Origin of the sequence: Streptosporangium saharense (genome assembly GCF_014203715.1) — a bacterium.
GTDB classification, from domain to species: domain Bacteria; phylum Actinomycetota; class Actinomycetes; order Streptosporangiales; family Streptosporangiaceae; genus Streptosporangium; species Streptosporangium saharense.
On sequence record NZ_JACHJP010000004.1, the window covers coordinates 33099 to 52712 of the forward strand.

The window sequence follows — 19614 nt, forward strand, 5'->3', positions numbered from 1 at the left end:
GCTATTTGCCCAGAACGTCCTGAGGGACCGGCTTGTCCTCGGCGAGGGCCTTGAACATGCGCAGCGCCTTGGCCCGGTCCCACTGGACCACGGCCTGGCCGTCGATGGTCGGCAGGGAGCCGACGGGGACGACTGTCGTGATCGGGTTGTCGCCCATCGCCAGGCCCAGGGAGAGCAGGTCGAAGGTGCCGGTCTCCTCGCCGACCTCGACCGAGTCCGCAGCGCTGAGGGCGAGCGGGATGGAGGTGAAGGGGTTGAGCAGCACACCGGGGCTCGCCGCCTTCTTCACCACGGCGGAGAAGAACTGCCGCTGGCGCTGGGTCCGCTCGAAGTCGGGGATGGCGCCGGTCGCGCGGGTACGCACGTAGCCGAGGGCCGTCCCGCCGTCCAGCACCTGGCGGCCCTTCTTCAGGTTGATCCCGGCCTTGCGGTCCTTGATGTCCTGCTTGACGTCGATCTCGACTCCGCCGATGGCGTCCACGATGCCCACGAAGCCGCCGAAGCCGATCTCCATGTAGTGGTCGATCCTGATGCCCGTCACCTGCTCGACGGTCTTGGGCAGCAGCTTCTGGCCGCCCTCGAAGGCGTAGGCCGCGTTCAGCTTGCCCCGGCCATGGCCGTCGATCGGCACGTAGGAGTCACGCGGGAGGCTGACCAGGGTGGGACGGTCGCCGGTCGCCGGGATGTGCAGGAGCATCATCGTGTCGGTCCTGCGCCCGACTGCCGAGCCTGTGGCGAACTTCTTGCGCTGGGCCTTGGTCAGGCCGGCGCGGCTGTCGGAGCCGACCAGCAGCCAGTTGGTGCCGGGGGTGTCGGCGGGACGGCCCTCGTAGTCACCGAGCGCGTCCACCCGCTTCAACCGCGAGTTGATCATGAAGTAGCCGCCGATCGCGACCACCAGCACCACCACGAGCAACCCGACCAGGATCCGTACGGCCAGCCTGCCCGGCCGCTTCGGCCGCCAGGAGCGCCTCGGGACGTTGTTCCCCGAACCGGGGGGTGGCGGTGGTGGCCCACCCGGGCCGCCCGGGGCGGGCTGCAGGGGCCTCACCGCGCCGGAACCCTGTCGCGGCTTGCCGTACACCCTGGAGGTCGCCCGTGGCTCCCCGCCGGGAGCATTCCTGGAGGAACCCTGCGCCGGATAGGCGGGCTGGCCCGCTGCTCGCGGCGACGCGGGACCCGGCGTCGGCGGCCGCAGGGCACGGGTGCGGTCGTCGTCTTCGGTCCAGTCACCCACGTGGTATTCCCGCCGCCTCTCGAACTCACGATGAGACCGTCATTATCGACGCTACGTCGTGGTTCCGGCGCACGTAGGCGTGTGCTCAAGCTTTCGCTATGGAAAAGTACATAAAGGGGTGGTTGTCAACCAACTATGTGATCGTCGGCCCATCCGGAAACATCGACCCCCAGGTGGATCGTTACCGTAGAGGACGACCGCTGCTCGAAAGGAAGATCGTGTCCACTTCGGACCCGTGGAGTACCTGCCCGTGCGAACGCACGGGAACCACTGACCCAGCCGGGGGAAGCACCCGGTGAACACGGTTCTCGGCCTGCTGGCCGTACTGCTCCTCACTCTCGCGACCGGTTACTTCGTCGCCCAGGAGTTCGCCTTCGTCGCCGCCGACCGGGGCGTTCTGCGTGAGCAGGCCGACGCCGGCGACGCCGCGGCGGAACGCGCGCTCACGGTGACGGGGCGCCTGTCGTTCATGCTCTCCGGCGCCCAGCTCGGCATCACCGTCACCGCGCTGCTCGTCGGTTTCATATCCGAGCCCGCCATCGCCACCGTGCTGCGCCCCCCGCTCGAAGGGGCCGGGGTGCCCTCCGCGGCGGTGCCCGGCCTGTCGATCGCGCTGGCCGTGGCCGTGGCGACCATCATCCAGATGGTGTTCGGCGAACTCGCCCCGAAGAACCTCGGCATCGCGCGGCCCGAGCCCGTCGCCAAGTTCCTCGCCCGCTCGACGCTCGTCTACCTCAGGATCGCCGGGCCGGTGATCCGGCTGTTCGACTCCGCCGCCACCGGCCTGCTGCGCCGGGTCGGTGTCGAACCGGTCGAGGAGATAGAGCACGGCGCGAGCCCCGAGGAGCTCTCGCGGATCATCTCCGAGTCGGCGACCTCGGGCGACCTGCCCCCTGGCCTTTCCGAGCTGCTCGAACGGGCGCTGGAGTTCGGCGACCGCACCGCGGAGGACGTCATGGTGCCGCGCCCCAGGGTGGTGCTGCTGCGCGCCGAGCGTCCCGTCTCGGACCTGCTTGACGCCGTCGCCGAGTACGGCCACTCCCGCTACCCGGTGCTGCGGCACGACAACGGCGAGGAGGTCGCCGGGGTCACCGGGGTCCGCGAGCTGCTGAGGTCCGGCGTGACCGAGGGCCCGATCGAGCGGATCACCCGCCCGGCCCTGCTGGTCCCCGACTCGCTGCCGCTGCCGATCGTGCTCGAACGCATGCGCGCCGCCATGGACGACCTGGCGTGCGTCATCGACGAGTACGGCGGGCTCGCCGGCGTCGTCACCGTCGAGGACCTCGCCGAGGAACTGGTCGGCGAGCTGGTCGACGAGAACGACCCGGAGCCCGCGGGGGTCGTCGCCAACGACGACAGCACCTGGGACCTGCCCGGCACGCTCAGACTCGACGAGATCGAGCGCGCCACCAGGCTCTCGCTGCCCGAGAGCGACGACTACGACACCGTCGCGGGCCTGGTCCTGGCCACCCTGGGCAGGATGGCCGAGCCCGGCGACCAGGTCACCGTCACCCTGACCCTGGAGAGCGACCCGCTCGACGACGACGGCGAGCAGGAGGCCGAGGCCACCCTCACCGTCCTGTCCGTCCACCGCAGGGTCCCCGAGTGGGTACGGCTGGCCTTCCCGGTGGCCGAGCGCACCGGCCCTCCCGAGGATCATGACGAGTCCACGGACGAGCTCCAGCTCCCCGTGCCCGCCTCCCGGCAGAACGGACACAGGCAGGCGGTGAACGGCCGATGAGCACGACCGGAGCCCTGCTGCTGGGCGTCGCACTGTTGATCGGCAACGCCTTCTTCGTGGCCGCCGAGTTCGCGGTCATCTCGGCCCGCAGACACCGCCTGGAGGAGCTCGCGGGCAGGGGTGGCAGGCTGACCCGCCTGGCCGCCCGCGCCGCCGTACGAGGAGGCAGGGAGCTCTCCCTGATGCTCGCCGGGGCGCAGCTCGGCATCACGCTGTGCTCCCTGGGTCTGGGCATGGTGACCGAGCCCGCCGTCGAGCACCTGCTCGAACCGGTCTTCGGGGCGGTCGGCGTGCCCGAGTCGCTGCGGGTGCCCATCGCGCTGGTGATCGCGCTCGCGGTGATCACCTTCCTGCACATGGTGGTCGGCGAGATGGCCCCCAAGTCGTGGGCGCTGACCCACCCCGAGGTCGCGGCGATGGGCCTCGCCCTGCCGTTCCGGGCCTTCACCCGGGTGGTCCGCCCGGTGCTGGCCGGGCTCAACGGACTGACCAACGGGGTGCTCGGCCTGTTCGGCGTGCGCCCGAGGGACGAGCTGGCGACTACCAGGACCCCGGTCCAGCTCGCGATGCTGGTCGGTGAGTCGGGCCGGATGGGCCTGCTCGACCGCGCCGAGCACGACCTGCTCACCCGGGCCCTGCGGGTGCACCAGCAGCCCATCGAACGGCTGGCGCTGCCCCTGGCGCGGGTGGCGAGCGTCGCCGGGGACGCGACTGGCGAGCAGGCCCGCGCGGTCGCCGCGCAGAGCGGTCACCTGCGCCTGCTGGTCACCTCGGAACGGCCCGGCGAGGTCCTCGGCGTGCTGCACGTCAGGGACGCCCTGGTCCGCCCCGACGCCTCCCCCGCCGAGCTGGCCCGCCCGGTGCCTCTCCTGGGCCGGGACACCACGATCCCCGAGGCGGTCTCAGCCCTGCAGGAGGCCCACGCCCACGTGGGGCTGGTGGTCGAGGAAGACAGGGTGGTCGGCATGGTCAGCCTCACCGACCTGCTCGGCGAACTGCTGGACATGCGGGTCCTGGCCACCCGGTAGATCTTCGGAAGACGCGGGCCGGTGGGAGATGTCCTCTCACCGGCCCGTTTCTCTGTCAGCGTAATCAGGCCTGCCGTACCGGCTCGTGTAAGTGAGACGAAAGCGGCCAGTAAGGGTGGACTGCTACACCTTGCCGTCGAACCGACATCCGGGTCTTCTCCACGAGGGAGCGAACGACTAGTTTGATCACCGATCAGCCCGTAACCGCCACCCTCCACGGACGGACCCCGATGCGCGAGCGCGCCCCAGAGACAACGCAAAAACCCCGGTGCTTTCGCGACCGGGGTCTTGATCGAGTGGGCGAGGAGGGATTTGAACCCTCACGTCCTTTCGGACACACGGACCTGAACCGTGCGCGTCTGCCGTTCCGCCACCCGCCCTTGTTGGGTGCGCTGAAACACTAGCACGGATCAGCCGATACCCACGAACCCGGATACGATCCTCCTAGACGCGAGCGGAGCAGCTGGGGCGCGAGAGAGCGAGGAACAGCCCCGGGCGGCCGTGACCTACATAGACGGAAGAAGGGAGGGACCCGGTGGGAGTCCTTCAGCGCTTCGAGCGGAGGCTCGAAGGTCTGGTTGAGGGGGCCTTTGCGCGGGCATTCAAATCCGACCTTCAGCCGGTCGAGGTGGCCAGCGCGGTCCAGCGGGAGATGGACGAACGGGCGGCGATCGTCGCGCAGGGCAGGACCCTCGTGCCGAACGACTTCGTGGTCGAGCTGTCGATGACCGACAGCGAACGCCTGGAGGTCTACGCCGACAGCATCAGCCACGAGCTCGCCAACCTCGCAAGGGAGTACGCCAAGGAACAGGGTTACTCCTTCGTCGGCCCCGTACGGGTCCGGTTCGAGACGGCCGAGGACCTGGCCGTCGGCCTGTTCCGCATCCGCTCCGGAGTGATCCGCGGGGCGACCGTCGAGCAGGACGAGATCCGCCAGCCGGTGAGCGACGTGCCTCCCGCGCGCTCCCACGCCTTCGACGGGCGTCCCCGTCTGCTGGTCTCGACCCAGGACGACCCGCAGGGGCAGCGCTCCTTCGATCTGACGACCCCGGTGACCCTGCTGGGCAGGGGAACCGACTGCGATCTTCGACTGGTCGATCCCGGGGTCTCCCGCCACCACGCCGAGCTCCGGGTGGAGGGGCCGCAGGTCGTGCTCGTCGATCTGGGCTCGACGAACGGCACCTTCGTCAACGGCCAGCCGGTCCGCCGGGTCGAGCTCCAGAACGGCACTCGCGTGACGTTGGGGCGAACGACTCTGGTTTTCCGGCGCGATTAAAGGTAAACAGACGGTTCATGTCCGAGCTCACGCTGCTACTGATCCGCCTCGCGTTCCTGGCGGTGCTGTGGTTCTTCGTGATCGCCGCGGTAGGTGTGATCCGGACAGACTTGTTCGGATCACGCGCCGGTGCGCCGATCCCCCCGCGCAAGGCCCCAAAGGCCGTCAAGCCCGTCGCCAAACCCAGGAAGGGGGAGCCCCGGCAGATGGTCGTCACCGGCGGCCCCCTGCAGGGCACGACCATCACCCTGTCGGAGACGCCGATCACCATCGGCAGGGCGACCGACGCCACACTGGTGGTCAGCGACGACTACGCCTCCAGCCGGCACGCCCGGCTCTTCCCCCAGGACGGTCAGTGGATCGTGGAAGATCTCGGCTCTACCAACGGAACATACCTCGACCGTTCCAAAGTCACCCGTCCGACTCCGGTGCCGCTCGGTGTTCCGATCCGCATCGGTAAGACCGTCATCGAATTGCGCAAATGACCATCGCACTCCGTTACGCCGCCCGCTCGGACGTCGGCCTCCTGCGTGAAGGCAACGAGGACTCGGCGTACGCAAGCGGCCGACTGCTCGCCGTCGCCGACGGCATGGGCGGCCACGCGCACGGCGAGGTGGCCAGCTCGGTCGCCATCGCCGCGATGTCCTCCCTCGACGAGGACACCCAGGGTGTCGACCTGCTCGGCGCCATCGAGGCGGCGGTCAGGGACGCCAACCGCAGGCTCCACCAGATGGTCGGCAGCGATCCCAGCCTCAAGGGCATGGGCACAACACTGACCGCCATGCTGTGGTCGGGCACGAGGGTGGCCCTGGTCCACGTGGGTGACTCGCGCGCCTACCTGCTGCGCTCCGGCGAGCTGTACCAGATCACCCACGACCACACCCTCGTGCAGTCGCTGGTCGACGACGGCCGGATCACGCAGGAGGAGGCGGCCACCCACCCACAGCGGTCGATCCTGCTGCGGGCACTCGACGGCAGCGGCGAGGTCGAGCCCGACCTGTCCCTGCGCGAGGCCCAGATCGGCGACCGCTACCTGTTGTGCTCCGACGGCCTGTCCGGGGTGGTGACCGCGGAGACGATGCACCAGACGCTCTCCACGATCGACGACCCCGAGGCGGCGGTCCGCGCGCTCATCGACCTGGCCAACCGGGGAGGTGGCCCCGACAACATCACCTGCGTGCTCGCCGACGTGCTCGACGTGGACGAGGGGACCGCCCTGCCCGTCGAGGCGGCCGTCGTCGGCGCCGCAGGATCGACTAGGCAGTCCTCCTCCCCGACGCCGGACACCCCCGCGGGCCGCGCCAGCGCCGTCACCATGCCGCAGCCGGTCATCACCGACGACGCGTTCGACGAACCGGTCGCCAGGGCCGCGGCGCGACCGGCGAAACGCCGCCGCCTGTGGCCACTTCTGGTCTCGGTCGGCGGCGTCGTCCTCGTCGGCGGCAGCCTAGGGTGGTATTTCGGGACACAATGGCTGGAAGATCAATATTTCGTGGGAGCGAAAGGTGACGAGATCGTGGTTTTCCAGGGCGTGAAGACCAATCTCGGTCCGTTCGAACTCTTCGACGTCGCCCGGAGCACCACGGAGTCGGTCTCAGCCCTTGGCGCGTTCCAGCGGGGCCAGGTGCTCGACGGCATCCCCGTAGCCAACGTCGACGCCGGTCTGAAGAAGATCGCGGAACTGAAGTCCTCCGCGACCCCGCAGAAGGCCGAGCCGACCCCGAAGGCGACCGGCAAGAGCAGCACCCCCACCCCGGACGCGACAAAGTAGATATATGAGCACCCCAAGCGCCGAGCTCGTCCCCCTGCCCGCCAAACGGCGGGTGGCCCAGTTGGTGATGCTCGCCTTCGCGATCGTGATCGTGATGGGCGCGTACGCCAACGTGGGCCTGGCCATCGACGGCCGGGTCCCCGCGGGCATGCTCACCTACGGCCTCGGCCTCGGCGGGTTCATGCTGGCCGCCTACCTCGTGCTGGCGAAGTTCGCCCCCTGGGCCGACCCGCTGATCCTGCCGCTGGTGACCCTGGTCAACGGGCTCGGCCTGGTGATGATCTACCGCCTGGAGCAGGCGAAGATGGGCGGTGCCTCGGCGACCAACCAGCTCGTCTGGACCGGCGCCGGGGTCGTGCTGTTCTCCGTGACGCTGATCGTGCTGCGCGACCACCGCGCGCTGCAGCGCCTGACCTACACCGCGGGAGCGGTGGGCCTGATCCTGCTGGTCTCCCCGCTCACGCCGTTCCTCGGTAAGGAGATCAACGGCGCCCGCATCTGGATCGGCATCGGCGGCGCCAGCCTGCAGCCCGCCGAGTTCGCCAAGCTCGCGCTGGTCGTCTTCTTCGCCGGCTACCTCGTCGCCAAGCGCGACGTGCTGGCACTGGCCGGGCGGCGGCTGCTGTTCATCGACCTGCCCCGAGCCCGCGACCTCGGCCCGGTCCTCATCACCTGGGGCTTCAGCCTGGCCGTGCTGGTGGTGCAGAAGGACCTCGGCTCCTCGCTGCTGATCTTCGGCACGTTCATCGCGATGCTCTACATCGCCACCCAGCGCACCTCGTGGGTGCTGATCGGCATCCTGCTCTTCGTCGGCGGCGCGATCCTGGCGGGGATGATCTTCAGCCACGTGCAGGACCGCTTCACCGTCTACCTCCACCCCCAGGACCCCGCCCTCTACGACAAGGTCGGCGGCAGCTTCCAGCTCCTGCAGGGCCTGTTCGCGATGGGGCAGGGCGGCGTCATCGGCACCGGCCTCGGTCAGGGGCATCCCAAGCTGATTCCGCTGGCCTTCTCCGACTTCATCTTCCCCGCCACCGGCGAGGAGCTCGGGCTGACCGGCCTGATGGCGCTGCTGATGGTCTACGCGCTGATCGTCGAGCGCGGCCTGCGCACCTCGATCGCGGCCCGCGACCCGTTCTCCAAGCTGCTGGCGGGCGGTCTGTCGTTCATCCTGGCCTGGCAGGTCTTCATCATCGTCGGCGGCGTGACCAACCTGATCCCGTTGACCGGCCTGGTCACGCCCTTCATGTCCCAGGGCGGTTCGGCGCTGCTGGCTAACTGGATCCTTATCGCGTTGCTGGTACGCATGTCGGACAGTGCCAGGAAGCCCCCGCCCCAGGCCATCCAGGACGAAGGAATGACGCAGGTGTTCCAGCGATGAACGCTCCCCTCAAGCGCGTTGCCGTGGCCTGCCTGGTGATGTTCGCCCTGCTCATGATCAACGTGAACTACCTGCAGGCCGTACGGGCCGACGGGCTGCGCTCCGACTCGCGCAACGTCCGCAACTTCTACGCCCGCTACGAGGTCGAGCGGGGCCGGATCACCGCGGGCGACAAGGTGCTCGCCGAGTCCGTGGACACCGGCGACAACCAGTTCCGCTTCCAGCGGCGCTACCCGGGCGGCAAGGTCTACGCGCCCATCACCGGGTTCTTCGCCCCGGAGAGCGAGCGCGACATGGAGGCCGCGGAGAACAAGCTGCTCAACGGCTCCAGCCCCGACCTGCTGGTCCGGCGCGGCCTCGACCTGATCTCGGGAGAGCGGACCAAGGGCGCCAGCGTCGATCTGACGATCAACCCCAAGGCGCAGGAGGCGGCCTACCGGGCGCTGAGCGCCAGCGGCAAGAAGGGCGCCCTGGTCGCGATCGAGCCGAAGACGGGCGCGATCCTCGCCATGGTCTCGGTCCCCACCTACGACCCCAACACGCTGGTCGGCCCGGACAAGGACACGGTCAACAAGGCCTACGGCAAGCTCGACAAGAACGAGGACAAGCCGGTGATCGACCGGGCGGTCGAGCGCAGCTACCCGCCGGGCTCGACCTTCAAGGTGGTCACCCTGGCGGCCTACCTCGAAAGTGACGACAGCGTCACCCCGCAGACCGAGGTGGACGCCCCGCAGGTGCTCGACCTGCCCAACACCAGCGCCGACCTGCCCAACTACGGTGGCGCCGCGTGCGGCTCCGGCCGGGTCACGCTGACCTTCGCGCTCGAACGCTCCTGCAACACCCCGTTCGCCAAGATCGCGATGAACCTGGGCTACGACGCCCTGAAGGAGCAGGCGGAGAAGTTCGGCATCGGCGGCGATCCGCTGAAGATCCCGATGGACGTCGCGGGCAGCGGCATCGGCCCCGAGGAGGACAAGGCCGCCCTCGCCCAGACCTCGATCGGCCAGCGCAGCAACCAGATGACGCCGCTGCAGATGGCCATGGTCGCGGCGGGCATCGCCAACAACGGCGTGGTCATGAAGCCGTACCTCGTCAACAAGATCGCCGACGCCGAGGGCGGCGAGATCGACGCGGCCAACCCCACCGAGCTGTCCACCGCGATGAGCGAGGAGAACGCGGCCAAGCTCAAGGAGATGATGGTCAGCGTCGTCAACAACGGCACCGCGAACGCGGCGCAGATCCCCGGGGTGACCGTGGGCGGCAAGACCGGCACCGCGGAGACCGCGAGGGGCAAGGCCCCGCACGCGTGGTTCATCTCCTTCGCCCCCGCCGAGGACCCCAAGATCGCCTTGGCGCTCATCGTCGAGTCGGGCAGCGCGGGTGACGACGCCTCCGGTGGCCACACCGCCGCGCCGATCGCCAAGAGCGTGATGGAAGCGGTGCTGGGCGGATGACCGACCTGCTCGGAGGTCGATACCGCCCGCTCGGGCGGATCGCTACGGGCGGCATGGGTGAGGTCTGGCGGGCGAAGGACGAACTTCTCGGCCGGGAGGTCGCGGTCAAGCTGCTGCGCAGCCATGTGGCCTCCGATCCGGCCTTCCGTGACCGGTTCAGGATGGAGGCCAGGTTCGCGGCGCGGCTCGCCGACCCGGCCATCGCGCAGGTCTTCGACTACGGCGAGGCGGAGGACGTCGCCTACCTCGTCATGGAGCTGGTGCCCGGCGAGTCGCTGGCGACCATCCTTGCCCGCGACGGCGCCCTGGGGACCGGGGTCACCCTCGACGTGGTCCACCAGACCGCCAAGGGGCTGCGGGCCGCGCACAACGCGGGGATCATTCACCGCGACATCAAACCGGGCAACCTGCTGGTCACCGGGGCCGGTGTGATCAAGATCACCGACTTCGGCATCGCCAGGGCGCTTGAGGCGGCGCCGGTGACCCTGACCGGCACGGTGATGGGCACCGCCCAGTACCTCAGCCCCGAGCAGGCCTCCGGCGCGCCGCTGACCTTCGCGACCGACATCTACTCCCTGGGCGTGGTGGCCTACGAGTGCCTGGCGGGCAGGCCGCCGTTCGTCGCGGACACCCAGGTCGCGGTCGCGCTCATGCACATCAACGCCACCCCGCCGCCGCTGCCGCTGAGCGTGCCGCTCGTGGTGCGCGACCTGGTGATGGCGTGCCTGGAGAAGGACCCCGAGCTGCGCCCGGTGAGCGCGGGCGAGCTGGCCCAGCGAGCGGCGACGCTGCGCGACGTCGTGGCGTCGGGCACCGCGTCGAGTGCCCCTGACCTGGCCATGCTCACCGATCCCGCCGGGTGGCGCTCCGAGCCGGTGGGTGAGTGGCCGAGGGAGGTCGCCTCCGCTCCGGCCACCCCGCCCCTGCCCGACGCCGCTCCCCCCGCCTCTCCGCCCGAGGTCACCCGGGTCTCCCGACGGCGTACGGCGTTGCGGCGCACGACGATGGTCGTCGCCGCGGTCGCGGGATGCGCCGCCGCCTTCGGGCTCGGCACCCTGGTGGTCAGGGACGCGACGGTCCCCGCGGGCAACACCGGCCCGACGGAACCGGTCATTCCGACGAGCGCCTCGGTGACCAGAACCCCGACGGCCAAGCCGGGCAGGACGAAGCCCGTGTGGACGAGACCGCCTGTGGCGCCTACGAAGTCGGTCAGGACTACGCCCACGCCTTCGGCTACGGTAAGCACATCGGCCTCTCCGAGCGTCCGGCCGACGAAGTCACCATCGCCCAGCCCCAGTCCGTCCACCCCGACCCCGACGCCCACCAGCAGCCCGCCGGCAACGTCAAGCCCCACCCCGAGCACCAGCCCCACAACCGGCGACACGAACGAGCCGACCGGGGAGACGTGATGTGGCAACGGGTCGATGATGGACACCGGTGGCCCGAGAGGCTACCGGCACCCAAGATGAACGGTAAGGGACAGTGCAGGAAATGACTCAGCCCCGACGCCTCGGCGATCGCTACGAGCTTGACGGCGTCGTCGGGCGTGGCGGCATGGCCGAGGTCTATCGCGCACGAGACATCCGGCTGGATCGGATCGTCGCCATCAAGACTCTCCGCGCGGACCTGGCCAGGGACCACATCTTCCAGGCTCGTTTCCGCCGTGAGGCGCAGTCCGCCGCGTCACTGAACCACCCGTCCATCGTCGCGGTCTACGACACGGGCGAGGACGTGACGGACGGCGCGCCGGTGCCGTACATCGTGATGGAGTATGTCGACGGCCGCACGCTGCGCGACCTGCTGCGCGCCGACCGGAGGCTGATGCCCGAGCGCGCGGCCGAGCTGGTCGACGGCATCCTGCGGGCGCTCGACTACAGCCACCGCGGCGGGATCGTCCACCGGGACATCAAGCCGGCGAACATCATGATCACCCGCAACGGCGACGTCAAGGTCATGGACTTCGGCATCGCCCGCGCGATGGCCGACTCGGCCGCGACCATGACGCAGACCGCGCAGGTCATCGGAACCGCGCAGTATCTCTCGCCCGAGCAGGCCCGTGGTGAGCGGGTGGACGCCCGCAGCGACCTGTACTCGACCGGCTGCGTGCTGTACGAACTGCTGACCGGACAGCCCCCGTTCACCGGCGACTCCCCCGTCGCGATCGCCTACCAGCACGTGCGCGAGGACCCGATCCCGCCCTCGCAGATCGACCCCGACATCCCCAAGTGGGCCGACGCCATCGTGCTGAAGTCGATGGCCAAGGACCCCGCGCAGCGCTACCAGAGCGCGGCGGAGATGCGGGCCGACATCCAGCGGGCCATGTCGGGCATGCCGACCGACGCCCAGACGACGGCCATGAACGCCAACTACGGCGCCACCCGCACCATGCAGCAGCAGCCCCCGGCGCCCGAGGGCCCCTCGACGCAGCGCACCACCACTGTCCCGCCCTACGAGTACGGCCAGCAGGAGGGCGGCAGGCCGGAGCGCGGCCGTCGCCGCCAGCAGCAGAGCGGCAACACCGCGATCAAGACGGCGGCGTGGATCCTGGTCCCGCTGCTGATCATCGGTGCCTTCATCGGCGTCGGCTACATGTTCCTGAGCGCGCCCGGTGGCAGCTCGGCGGCGGCGAAGGTGAAGATCCCCGAGCTGGCCACGCAGACCCTCGCCGCGGCGAAGAAGACGCTGACCGACCTCGGGCTGCAGGTGAAGATCGAGGAGACCTTCGACGACAAGCTGCCGAAGGACACCGTCATCGACACCGACCCGCCCGCGGAGACCGAGGTCGACAAGAACAGCGTGGTCACGCTGAAGGTCTCCAAGGGTGTCGAGAAGGTCGAAGTCCCCGACGTGCTCAACATGACCGTCGAGGAGGCGACCTCGGCGCTTGAGGCCAAGGGCTTCAAGGCGAGCGTGCAGACCAAGGTGTCCACCCGCCCGCAGGGCAAGGTGTTCCAGTCCGACCCCGCGGCCGGTGAGAAGGCGGCCAAGGACAGCACGGTCCGGATCTACGTGCCCAAGGAGGCCGTCGAGGTGCCGGGCGTGGTCAACCTCACGGTCGAGGACGCCACCCGGATGCTCAAGGACGCGGGCTTCAAGCCCAAGATCGTCAAGCAGCCGAGCGACCTGCCGGAGGGCACCGTCCTCAGCCAGGGGCCCCAGGCGGGCACCAAGCTCAACCCCGGCACCACGATCACGCTGGTCGTCTCCAGCGGGCAGCCCCCGCAGCCGACCGAGCAGCCCACCTACCCCGACGACCAGACGAACAACCCGCAGCAGCCGGAGCCCGAGCCGACGGAGACCGACGACGGTTCGATCTTCGAGCCGCCGCCGGACGAGGGCGGCGAGCTGGGCTGAGCCCCTGACCTGGGCACTCGTGAGGACCTCCGCCTTCGGGCGGGGGTCCTCACCCGTTGTCGCCCCCGGAAGACGAAAAGAGCCCTTCCGCCACTCGGGGGCGATGGCGGAAGGGCTCACTGGTTAGTCGTTCAGGGCACCGAGAGCGTTACACGCCCCCGGTCTTTTTCTGTACGGCTAGCGCTCGGGGAAGGCGGGGTCGAGGGGCAGGCGGGGTTCGATCCAGGGGAAGACGACGAACCACAGGAAGGCCGCCGTCGCCCCCGCGAGCATCACGGCGGTGAGCGCCCTGACCACGAGGGGGCCGGGAAGCGAACGCCAGAGCCAGCCGTACATGACGGTCTCCTATCCTCGGCGGTCCTCGCGCCGTTCGAGTTCGCCGAAGACGATGAGCCGCTGGGCGGCGGAGTACTCCGGGTGGCAGGTGGACAGCGTGATCACGGCCTTGGTCGGTCTGCGGCCGGGCATGCCGGGGACCGGGGCGATGACGTCCGTCTGGCCGGGATCGACGACGCGCTCACCGGTGACCCGGTAGACGTAGCCCGCCTGCCGGGTCTCGACCACGATCTCGTCGCCCCTGCGCAGTTCCCCGAGCCTGTTGAACGGCGCCGCGTAGGTCGTCCGATGGCCCGAAAGCACGAAATTTCCTACTTCGCCGGGTAGGGCGGTGCCCGGGTAGTGTCCCGGCCCCGTCCGCAACTCGTCCCAGCCGACGCCCTCGACCACCGCGTACTCGTAGTCGTCGCCGAACCGGGGAATCCTGAGCAGCGCCAGCGCGTCCCCCCTCCTGAACCAGGCGGGCAACCGTGCGGGGTGGATCTCGGGCGCGAGCGGAGCCGTGAAGGCCGGGAGGGCGGCGCGGAAGCCCTCGCGCAGCTCCGCCTGCCGCCGTGCCGTGTAGGAGCCGGTCCCCCACAGCAGGTAGGCGCAGAAGAACAGCACGACCACCCCGGCGGTCATGCTCGTCTCCCCGAAAGCGCGCAGTATGGCTCTCACGGACTCACCGTATTGACGGCGAAACGCCGTCCCCGGGGGGAAATCGCGGTATTGAACCAAGGTTTGCGTGGTTATGGCACGCTATGGGATCGCCATGTCACGGGTGTCCCGACTATTCTTACTCGGGTCTTCGCCACCAGCGACTACGCTAGTTGACACGGCCTGCGCATGATCCGACCGCGCAGGGTTGACGCAGGAGAGCCCCAGTGCCCAAGTCCAAGTCTCGTAAGAAGGCGGTTTACACGCCGCCGCAGACCTCCCAGCAGGTCAAGATGAGCCCGCGCTGGCTGGCGCCGGTCATGGTGGCCTCCTGGATCATCGGGGTCCTGTGGATCGCCGTGTACTACGTCGCCCCCCGGGCTCCAGGGATCATCACCCTGCAGAACTGGAACCTGCTGATCGGGTTCGTTTTCATCATCTTCGGTGTGGTCCTGTCCACCCGCTGGCGTTAGCTTTTTCCACAGCGTTTATCCACACCCTGGGGAAGCATCAGGGTGTGGATAGGCGAATCAACCGGGGAAGCCGAGCTGCAACTGGTAGATGTAGGGCGGCATCGTCAGGACCACGGCGACCAGTGCGGCGAACACCAGGGCACATCCACCCCACTGGAACGCGTTCCGGCTGCGCTGCGGAGCATAGGCGAGGATCCCGCCGACCACGGCACCGGTGATCAGACCGCCCAGGTGCCCCTGCCAGCTGATGGTCGGGACCATGAAGGTGATCACCGCGTTGATGCCGATCAGCCAGAGCACACCCCGGGCGTCGTAGCCGAGGCGCCTGGAGACCACGAACAGCGCGCCGAACATGCCGTAGATCGCGCCCGAGGCGCCGACCGCGGCGATGCCGAACAGGTAGACGGCCACGGCCCCGCCGAGCGCGGACAGCAGGTAGAGCGCCAGGAAGCGCAGTGAGCCGAGGCGCCGTTCCAGCTCGGGACCGATGACGTACAGCGCCCACATGTTGAACAGGATGTGGGTGATCATGAACGTGTTACCGGCGAGCGGCGCGTGCAGGAACGCCCCGGTGACCAGACGCCACCACTCGCCGTGGTAGACGGCCCCGGCGTCCATCTGGAAGTTGGCGATCACCGGACCCGGGCTGAGGGTCTCCGCGACGTAGGCGAGGACGTTGAGGACGAGCAGCGTCCAGGTGGCCCTTGGGGCCGTGACGGCCCTGCCGCCGAAGACCGTCTGCGTCCGCCGTACGGTCTTGTTGCCCTCGGAGACACACTCGGGGCACTGGAAGCCGACCGAGGCCTCGCGCATGCAGTCGGGGCAGATGGGCCGGTCACAGCGCTGGCAGCGGACGTAGGTCTCACGGCCGGGGTGCCGGTAGCACGTGGGAACGGCTGCCGTCTCCGGCTCGCTGGGTGGCGGTGTGGTCATGGCGTCTCGGTGGCCCCTTCGACCGTGCTGTCATCCACAGACTGCCAGCCTATTCATGATCCCGAGCACACGCACCAGGGAAAAGTCGTCCGCATGGCCACGGCGGCCTCCCCGGCCCCGGGCGTCCCAGGAAGGGCCCTGCCCGGGGAGGCCACGGGGAACCTCAGCCCTGGACGCGGTCGATGGTGACCGACTCCAGCACCACCGGCTCGACGGGCCGGTCGTTGGCGCCGGTCCTGGTCTTGGCGATGGCGTCGACGACGTCCTGGCCCTCGACGACCTCACCGAAGATGGTGTGCCTGCCGTTCAGGTGCGGCGTGGGGACCACGGTGATGAAGAACTGCGAGCCGTTGGTGCCCCGGCCGCCGACGATGCCCGCGTTCGCCATGGCGAACAGGTAGGGACGGTTGAAGTACAGATCCGGGTGGATCTCGTCGTCGAACTTGTAACCCGGGCCGCCGACGCCCTGGCCCAGCGGGTCACCGCCCTGGATCATGAAATTGTCGATGACCCGGTGGAAGATCGTGCCGTCGTAGAGCTTGGTGTTCTGCTGCTTCTCCCCGGTCTCCGGGTGCACCCACTCGCGGGTGCCCTCCGCCAGTTCGACGAAGTTGCGCACCGTCTTGGGCGCGTGGTCCGGGAAGAGCTGGATCTTCACCGTGCCACGATTGGTGTTCAGGGTCGCGATCAACTTCTCAGCCACGATCGGGCTCCCCCTTCTTGTCGTTGGTCAAAACCTCTGCGATGTGCAGTTTTATGGCGCCTCAGTGGCCTCGGCGGTAGCCGGTCCATCCAGCATCCTCCCACGACCAGCGATGATTGATCCGCCTTCGAGCGGGAAGGGGACGCAACGGGGCCCAGACAACTGGGGAGGTTAACGTGCCTCTTACACTATTTGGAAAGCGTCAGGCGATCGTGATTCCGGACACTCGACTGAACCAGGTGAAGGCTCAGGTCACCCGTGTCGGTGACCTCGCCTCAGAAAGGGTCGGTCCGATGGCCACCCAGGCCCGCGAGGCCGCCGGTCACGCTCGCGACGCCGCCGCCTACGCGCGTGGCAGCGCCGGTGACAAGCTCTATGTGGCGAGAGAGTGGGCGGCGCCGAAGCTGGACGCCGCGGCGCACTCGTTCGAGGAGCAGATAGCGCCCAAGGTCAGCGCGCTGCTGTCCCAGGCGGCGAACAAGGTCGATCCTCGGCCACCCGCCAGATCCAGGAAGTGGCCGACACTTCTGCTGCTCACGGGTCTCGCGATCGGCGCGGTCGGTTTCGCGCTCTACCGCAAGAACTCGGAGCAGTGGAGCGACGCCATGAAGGAGAACGCGGCGGACGCCTCCCGGTGGGCGTCGGACAAGGCACGCTCCACCTCGGAGAAGGTCTCCGACGTGACGGACGAGACCGCCTCGAAGGTCGAGGACAAGGCCGGCAAGCTCGGAGACAAGGCCGAGCACAAGGCGGACCAGGCGTCCAGGAAACTGTCCTGACCTTGTCGTGTTGAGCGGTCCGCGCCGGTTCTCCGGCGCGGACCGCTTTTCGAGCCGCGGGCCGTACGGCTCAGCGGGAGGTTCTGAGCAGGCGCGTCCCGCAGCCGAGTTCGTGGCCGACGCGGCGCAGTCCCCGCGCGAAGCCGTCCCTCGTCCTGTCGCCGAACCCGGCGAAGAACCGGTTGGCCAGCGGTACGGCCCAGCGTCTCCGTTCGGCGACGTTGAAGACGCGGTGGACGAGGAGGGTGCCCTCGGGGTGCGGCTCGACGGTGTGCTCCCCTCGGTACCACCAGCCGCCCTGGGCGGCCAGGGTCGTGTCGGTCACCTCGACGGTCATCGCGTGGGCGGGCGTCCTCAGGACGAAGCGTCCCGGACCTCCCTCGACCGTGCCGCCGTGCTCGGCGAACAGCCAGGCGTTGTCCTGGCCGACGGGGCCCGGCCTGACGGTCAGGATCAGCCGTCCGACCCGGTCGGGCGGTGCCTCGACCACGCCCGAGATCTCATACAGCAGGGTCTTGCCCATCCGTACCTCCTGAAGCGGTGTGGTCCGGCCAGGCCAGTTCCCCCGACGCGAGCCGGTCAAGGACGCCGCGCACCCAGTCGAGCTCCGCGCCGCGCAGGGCGCGCTCGCATTCGAGCTCCAGCGTCAGCAGCGGGGGCAGCCCGTTGTCCCTCAGGTTCCTCAGGTGCGCGTCGCAGGCGAAGACGGCGCTCTCCAGGACGGCGGCGCGGGTCAGCAGCGCCCGCTCCGCCTCGCGCACCGGCAGGCCCCCGATGAGGGAGAGCGCGGCGGTCAGGGCGCGCGTGTCCGGCCCCGGCTCCTCAAGCAGGCGTCTGAGCCGGGTGGTCAGCTCTGCCCTGCCCTCGTCGGTGAGCCGGTAGACCGTCCGCTCCGGCCTGCGGCCCTGCCTGCTCGTCTCGACGGGGACGATCAGCTCCTCCCCGGCCAGCCGGTCGATCGCGTGGTAGAGGCTGCGCGGCAGGCCGGTCACGTAGTCCTTGTGCGTGTCCAGGATCATGCGGTGCAGCTCGTACGGATGACTCGGCCTGACCGAGAGCAGCGCGAGCACGGTCAGTCCGACCAGGTCGGGGCCGCGTGCCATCACACCTCCATGGTGCGTGCTTCTTTATTGCAGTATGCACTATGGAGGCGCGCCGTACGATCCCTCGTGGGGGTCAGTTCCGGTCGTCGATGGTCACCATCACCGTGCCGATGGTGACCTTCATCCCTTCCTCCGGCTCCTCGGCCCGCGGGGTCTCCGGCTCCACGGCGTCAGGGACGATCTCCTGCCTGTACGGCTCAGCCTTCTTGGCGGGCTTGGCCGGTTTGGCCGGTTTGGTGTGCTCGGTGGCGAACGTCAGCTCCGCCGTACCCTGTGGCCGCAGCTCCTCGATCGTGCACCGCACCGCCCTGCCGCTGAAGCGGCACCCGGGGCTCGCCCCGGTGATCCGCCGCCCGCCGAAGGTCCTGCCGACCACCGAGACCCTGGTCGCCGGGATCGACCCGGTGTTGAGGACCGTGACGCCGTAGCCGCCTCTGCCGATCGGCCTGCCCGCGGCGGCCAGTTCGGCCGGGGGCTGGGCGAGCATCCTCAGCTCCGTCAACGAGCCGTTGAAGACGTTCTGTCCTCCCGGGAGCGACCCGCTGTCCGCGGACTGCCAGAAGGTCTGCCGCAGCCAGCCCGAAGGGAGGGGGCCGGGTTCGGCTCCCCAGCGGGCGAGCCAGAGCGGGTTGCGGCCGAAGGCCGAGGAGTCGCCCGTGCAGTTCCGCCACCAGTCGGTGGTGGTGTAGATGATCGCGTCCCGCCCGGTCCGCTCGCGGTACCGCGCGGTGAAGTCCTTCAGCCAGCCGACCGTCCGCTCCCGGTCGAGGCCGTAGCAGTTGTCGAGGCCGTTCCGGTTGGCGTAGGGATTGTCCTCGATGTCGAGCACACCCGGCAGGGTCCGGCCGTCGGCGCTCCAGCCTCCGCCGTTGTCGACGAAGAAGTCGGCCTGCTCGGCGCCGCCCGACTCGTGCGGCTGGGCGAAGTGGTAGGCCCCCCGGAACAGCCCGGCCCCGGCCGCGCCACCCTCCTGCGCGGCGAACAGGGGGTTGCGGAAGGTCGTGCCCTCGGAGGCGTAGACGAAGGCGAACGTGCCGCCGCCCCCGATGACGGACGGCCAGTCGATCTGGCCCGTCCAGTTGCTGACGTCGACCCCGCGGATCTCCTGGAGCGTGCCAGGCATCGGCTCGACCGGCCCGACGGCGTCAGCCGTACCGGGGACAAAGGTTCCGGCCACGACGAGGGCGATCATCAGAGGCAGACGTTTCACGTGAATCCCTCACCCTCGCGTGGTACCGGGCAAGATCCTGACCGATGCCCCCAAGGATCGCAAGGGCCGGGAACGAATGGCACGGGAGATGGCGTCTTTCTTGGAGGAATGTCACCGGGAGAATACCAACCTGGGGGTTCACGGTTCGGAGTTTCGGCATGTGAATGGCCTTTCCCGAAAAGGCCCTTCGAGTTTC

19 protein-coding genes and 1 tRNA gene are annotated in these 19614 nt (G+C 69.3%); 11 read left to right on the top strand and 9 right to left on the bottom strand.

Annotated elements, in window-relative coordinates:
* Position 1 precedes the first annotated feature (1 nt).
* The gene (locus FHS44_RS42370; RefSeq protein WP_312863736.1) at positions 2 to 1237 is read right to left on the bottom strand and encodes an LCP family protein; all 1236 of its coding nucleotides are present in this window, start codon (positions 1235 to 1237) and stop codon (positions 2 to 4) included.
* A gap of 295 nt (positions 1238 to 1532) precedes the next feature.
* On the opposite strand from FHS44_RS42370, the gene FHS44_RS19710 reads away from it, so the two are divergent.
* Together FHS44_RS19710 and FHS44_RS19715 are read left to right on the top strand one after the other, a co-directional pair.
* Complete coding sequence (locus tag FHS44_RS19710) at positions 1533 to 2978, top strand: hemolysin family protein (protein ID WP_184716755.1); 1446 nt, start codon at positions 1533 to 1535, stop codon at positions 2976 to 2978.
* Positions 2975 to 4006: a hemolysin family protein gene (locus FHS44_RS19715; RefSeq protein ID WP_184716757.1), complete on the top strand. Its 1032-nt coding sequence runs from the start codon at positions 2975 to 2977 to the stop codon at positions 4004 to 4006. The genes FHS44_RS19710 and FHS44_RS19715 overlap by 4 nt, the downstream gene beginning before the upstream one ends.
* Before the next feature lie 297 nt (positions 4007 to 4303).
* On the opposite strand, the gene FHS44_RS19720 is transcribed toward FHS44_RS19715, so the two are convergent.
* Positions 4304 to 4386 (bottom strand) — tRNA-Leu (locus FHS44_RS19720).
* Between the two features lie 155 nt (positions 4387 to 4541).
* On the opposite strand from FHS44_RS19720, the gene FHS44_RS19725 reads away from it, so the two are divergent.
* From FHS44_RS19725 to pknB, 7 genes are all read left to right on the top strand, one after another.
* Positions 4542 to 5282: an FHA domain-containing protein gene (locus FHS44_RS19725; protein WP_184716759.1), complete on the top strand. Its 741-nt coding sequence runs from the start codon at positions 4542 to 4544 to the stop codon at positions 5280 to 5282.
* Positions 5283 to 5299: 17 nt separating this feature from the next.
* Positions 5300 to 5767, top strand: a complete 468-nt coding sequence (locus tag FHS44_RS19730; RefSeq protein WP_184716774.1) for an FHA domain-containing protein FhaB/FipA — start codon at positions 5300 to 5302, stop codon at positions 5765 to 5767.
* Entirely contained in the window at positions 5764 to 7053 is a 1290-nt protein-coding gene (locus tag FHS44_RS19735) for a Stp1/IreP family PP2C-type Ser/Thr phosphatase (protein ID WP_184716776.1), read from the top strand. The genes FHS44_RS19730 and FHS44_RS19735 overlap by 4 nt, the downstream gene beginning before the upstream one ends.
* Positions 7054 to 7057: 4 nt before the next feature.
* A complete protein-coding gene (locus FHS44_RS19740) occupies positions 7058 to 8434 on the top strand; it encodes an FtsW/RodA/SpoVE family cell cycle protein (protein WP_184716778.1) in 1377 nt (458 codons plus the stop codon).
* Positions 8431 to 9888: a peptidoglycan D,D-transpeptidase FtsI family protein gene (locus tag FHS44_RS19745; protein ID WP_184716780.1), complete on the top strand. Its 1458-nt coding sequence runs from the start codon at positions 8431 to 8433 to the stop codon at positions 9886 to 9888. Before FHS44_RS19740 ends, FHS44_RS19745 begins: the two co-directional genes overlap by 4 nt.
* Positions 9885 to 11297: a serine/threonine-protein kinase gene (locus tag FHS44_RS19750; protein WP_184716782.1), complete on the top strand. Its 1413-nt coding sequence runs from the start codon at positions 9885 to 9887 to the stop codon at positions 11295 to 11297. Before FHS44_RS19745 ends, FHS44_RS19750 begins: the two co-directional genes overlap by 4 nt.
* A gap of 82 nt (positions 11298 to 11379) precedes the next feature.
* On the top strand, positions 11380 to 13242 hold the full coding sequence (gene pknB, locus FHS44_RS19755; protein ID WP_184716784.1) for a Stk1 family PASTA domain-containing Ser/Thr kinase: 1863 nt from the start codon (positions 11380 to 11382) through the stop codon (positions 13240 to 13242).
* A gap of 177 nt (positions 13243 to 13419) precedes the next feature.
* On the opposite strand, the gene FHS44_RS19760 is transcribed toward pknB, so the two are convergent.
* Both FHS44_RS19760 and FHS44_RS19765 read right to left on the bottom strand, forming a co-directional pair.
* Positions 13420 to 13578, bottom strand: a complete 159-nt coding sequence (locus FHS44_RS19760; RefSeq protein WP_184716786.1) for a hypothetical protein — start codon at positions 13576 to 13578, stop codon at positions 13420 to 13422.
* A gap of 9 nt (positions 13579 to 13587) precedes the next feature.
* The gene (locus FHS44_RS19765) at positions 13588 to 14238 is read right to left on the bottom strand and encodes a class E sortase (protein WP_184716788.1); all 651 of its coding nucleotides are present in this window, start codon (positions 14236 to 14238) and stop codon (positions 13588 to 13590) included.
* Between the two features lie 206 nt (positions 14239 to 14444).
* Between FHS44_RS19765 and FHS44_RS19770 the strand changes: the two genes are divergently transcribed.
* The gene (locus FHS44_RS19770) at positions 14445 to 14690 is read left to right on the top strand and encodes a cell division protein CrgA (protein ID WP_184716790.1); all 246 of its coding nucleotides are present in this window, start codon (positions 14445 to 14447) and stop codon (positions 14688 to 14690) included.
* Positions 14691 to 14747: 57 nt separating this feature from the next.
* Here the strand turns inward: FHS44_RS19770 and FHS44_RS19775 are convergent, their stop codons facing one another.
* Both FHS44_RS19775 and FHS44_RS19780 read right to left on the bottom strand, forming a co-directional pair.
* Positions 14748 to 15623 carry a rhomboid family intramembrane serine protease gene (locus FHS44_RS19775; RefSeq protein WP_184716792.1) on the bottom strand — a complete coding sequence of 292 codons (876 nt, stop codon included), beginning with the start codon at positions 15621 to 15623 and terminating at the stop codon, positions 14748 to 14750.
* Positions 15624 to 15786: 163 nt separating this feature from the next.
* A complete protein-coding gene (locus FHS44_RS19780) occupies positions 15787 to 16326 on the bottom strand; it encodes a peptidylprolyl isomerase (protein ID WP_184716795.1) in 540 nt (179 codons plus the stop codon).
* Between the two features lie 293 nt (positions 16327 to 16619).
* Here FHS44_RS19780 and FHS44_RS19785 point away from each other — a divergent pair, with 293 nt between their 5' ends.
* A complete protein-coding gene (locus tag FHS44_RS19785) occupies positions 16620 to 17105 on the top strand; it encodes a hypothetical protein (protein ID WP_184716796.1) in 486 nt (161 codons plus the stop codon).
* 70 nt (positions 17106 to 17175) lie between these two features.
* On the opposite strand, the gene FHS44_RS19790 is transcribed toward FHS44_RS19785, so the two are convergent.
* The 3 genes from FHS44_RS19790 to FHS44_RS19800 all read right to left on the bottom strand — a co-directional run bounded on the left by FHS44_RS19790 (position 17176) and on the right by FHS44_RS19800 (position 19418).
* A complete protein-coding gene (locus FHS44_RS19790; RefSeq protein WP_184716798.1) occupies positions 17176 to 17628 on the bottom strand; it encodes a hypothetical protein in 453 nt (150 codons plus the stop codon).
* Positions 17606 to 18208, bottom strand: a complete 603-nt coding sequence (locus FHS44_RS19795) for a PadR family transcriptional regulator (RefSeq protein ID WP_184716800.1) — start codon at positions 18206 to 18208, stop codon at positions 17606 to 17608. Before FHS44_RS19795 ends, FHS44_RS19790 begins: the two co-directional genes overlap by 23 nt.
* Before the next feature lie 73 nt (positions 18209 to 18281).
* Positions 18282 to 19418 (bottom strand): GH25 family lysozyme, encoded by a 1137-nt coding sequence (locus FHS44_RS19800; protein ID WP_184716802.1) that lies wholly within the window; start codon positions 19416 to 19418, stop codon positions 18282 to 18284.
* Positions 19419 to 19614: the final 196 nt, after the last annotated feature.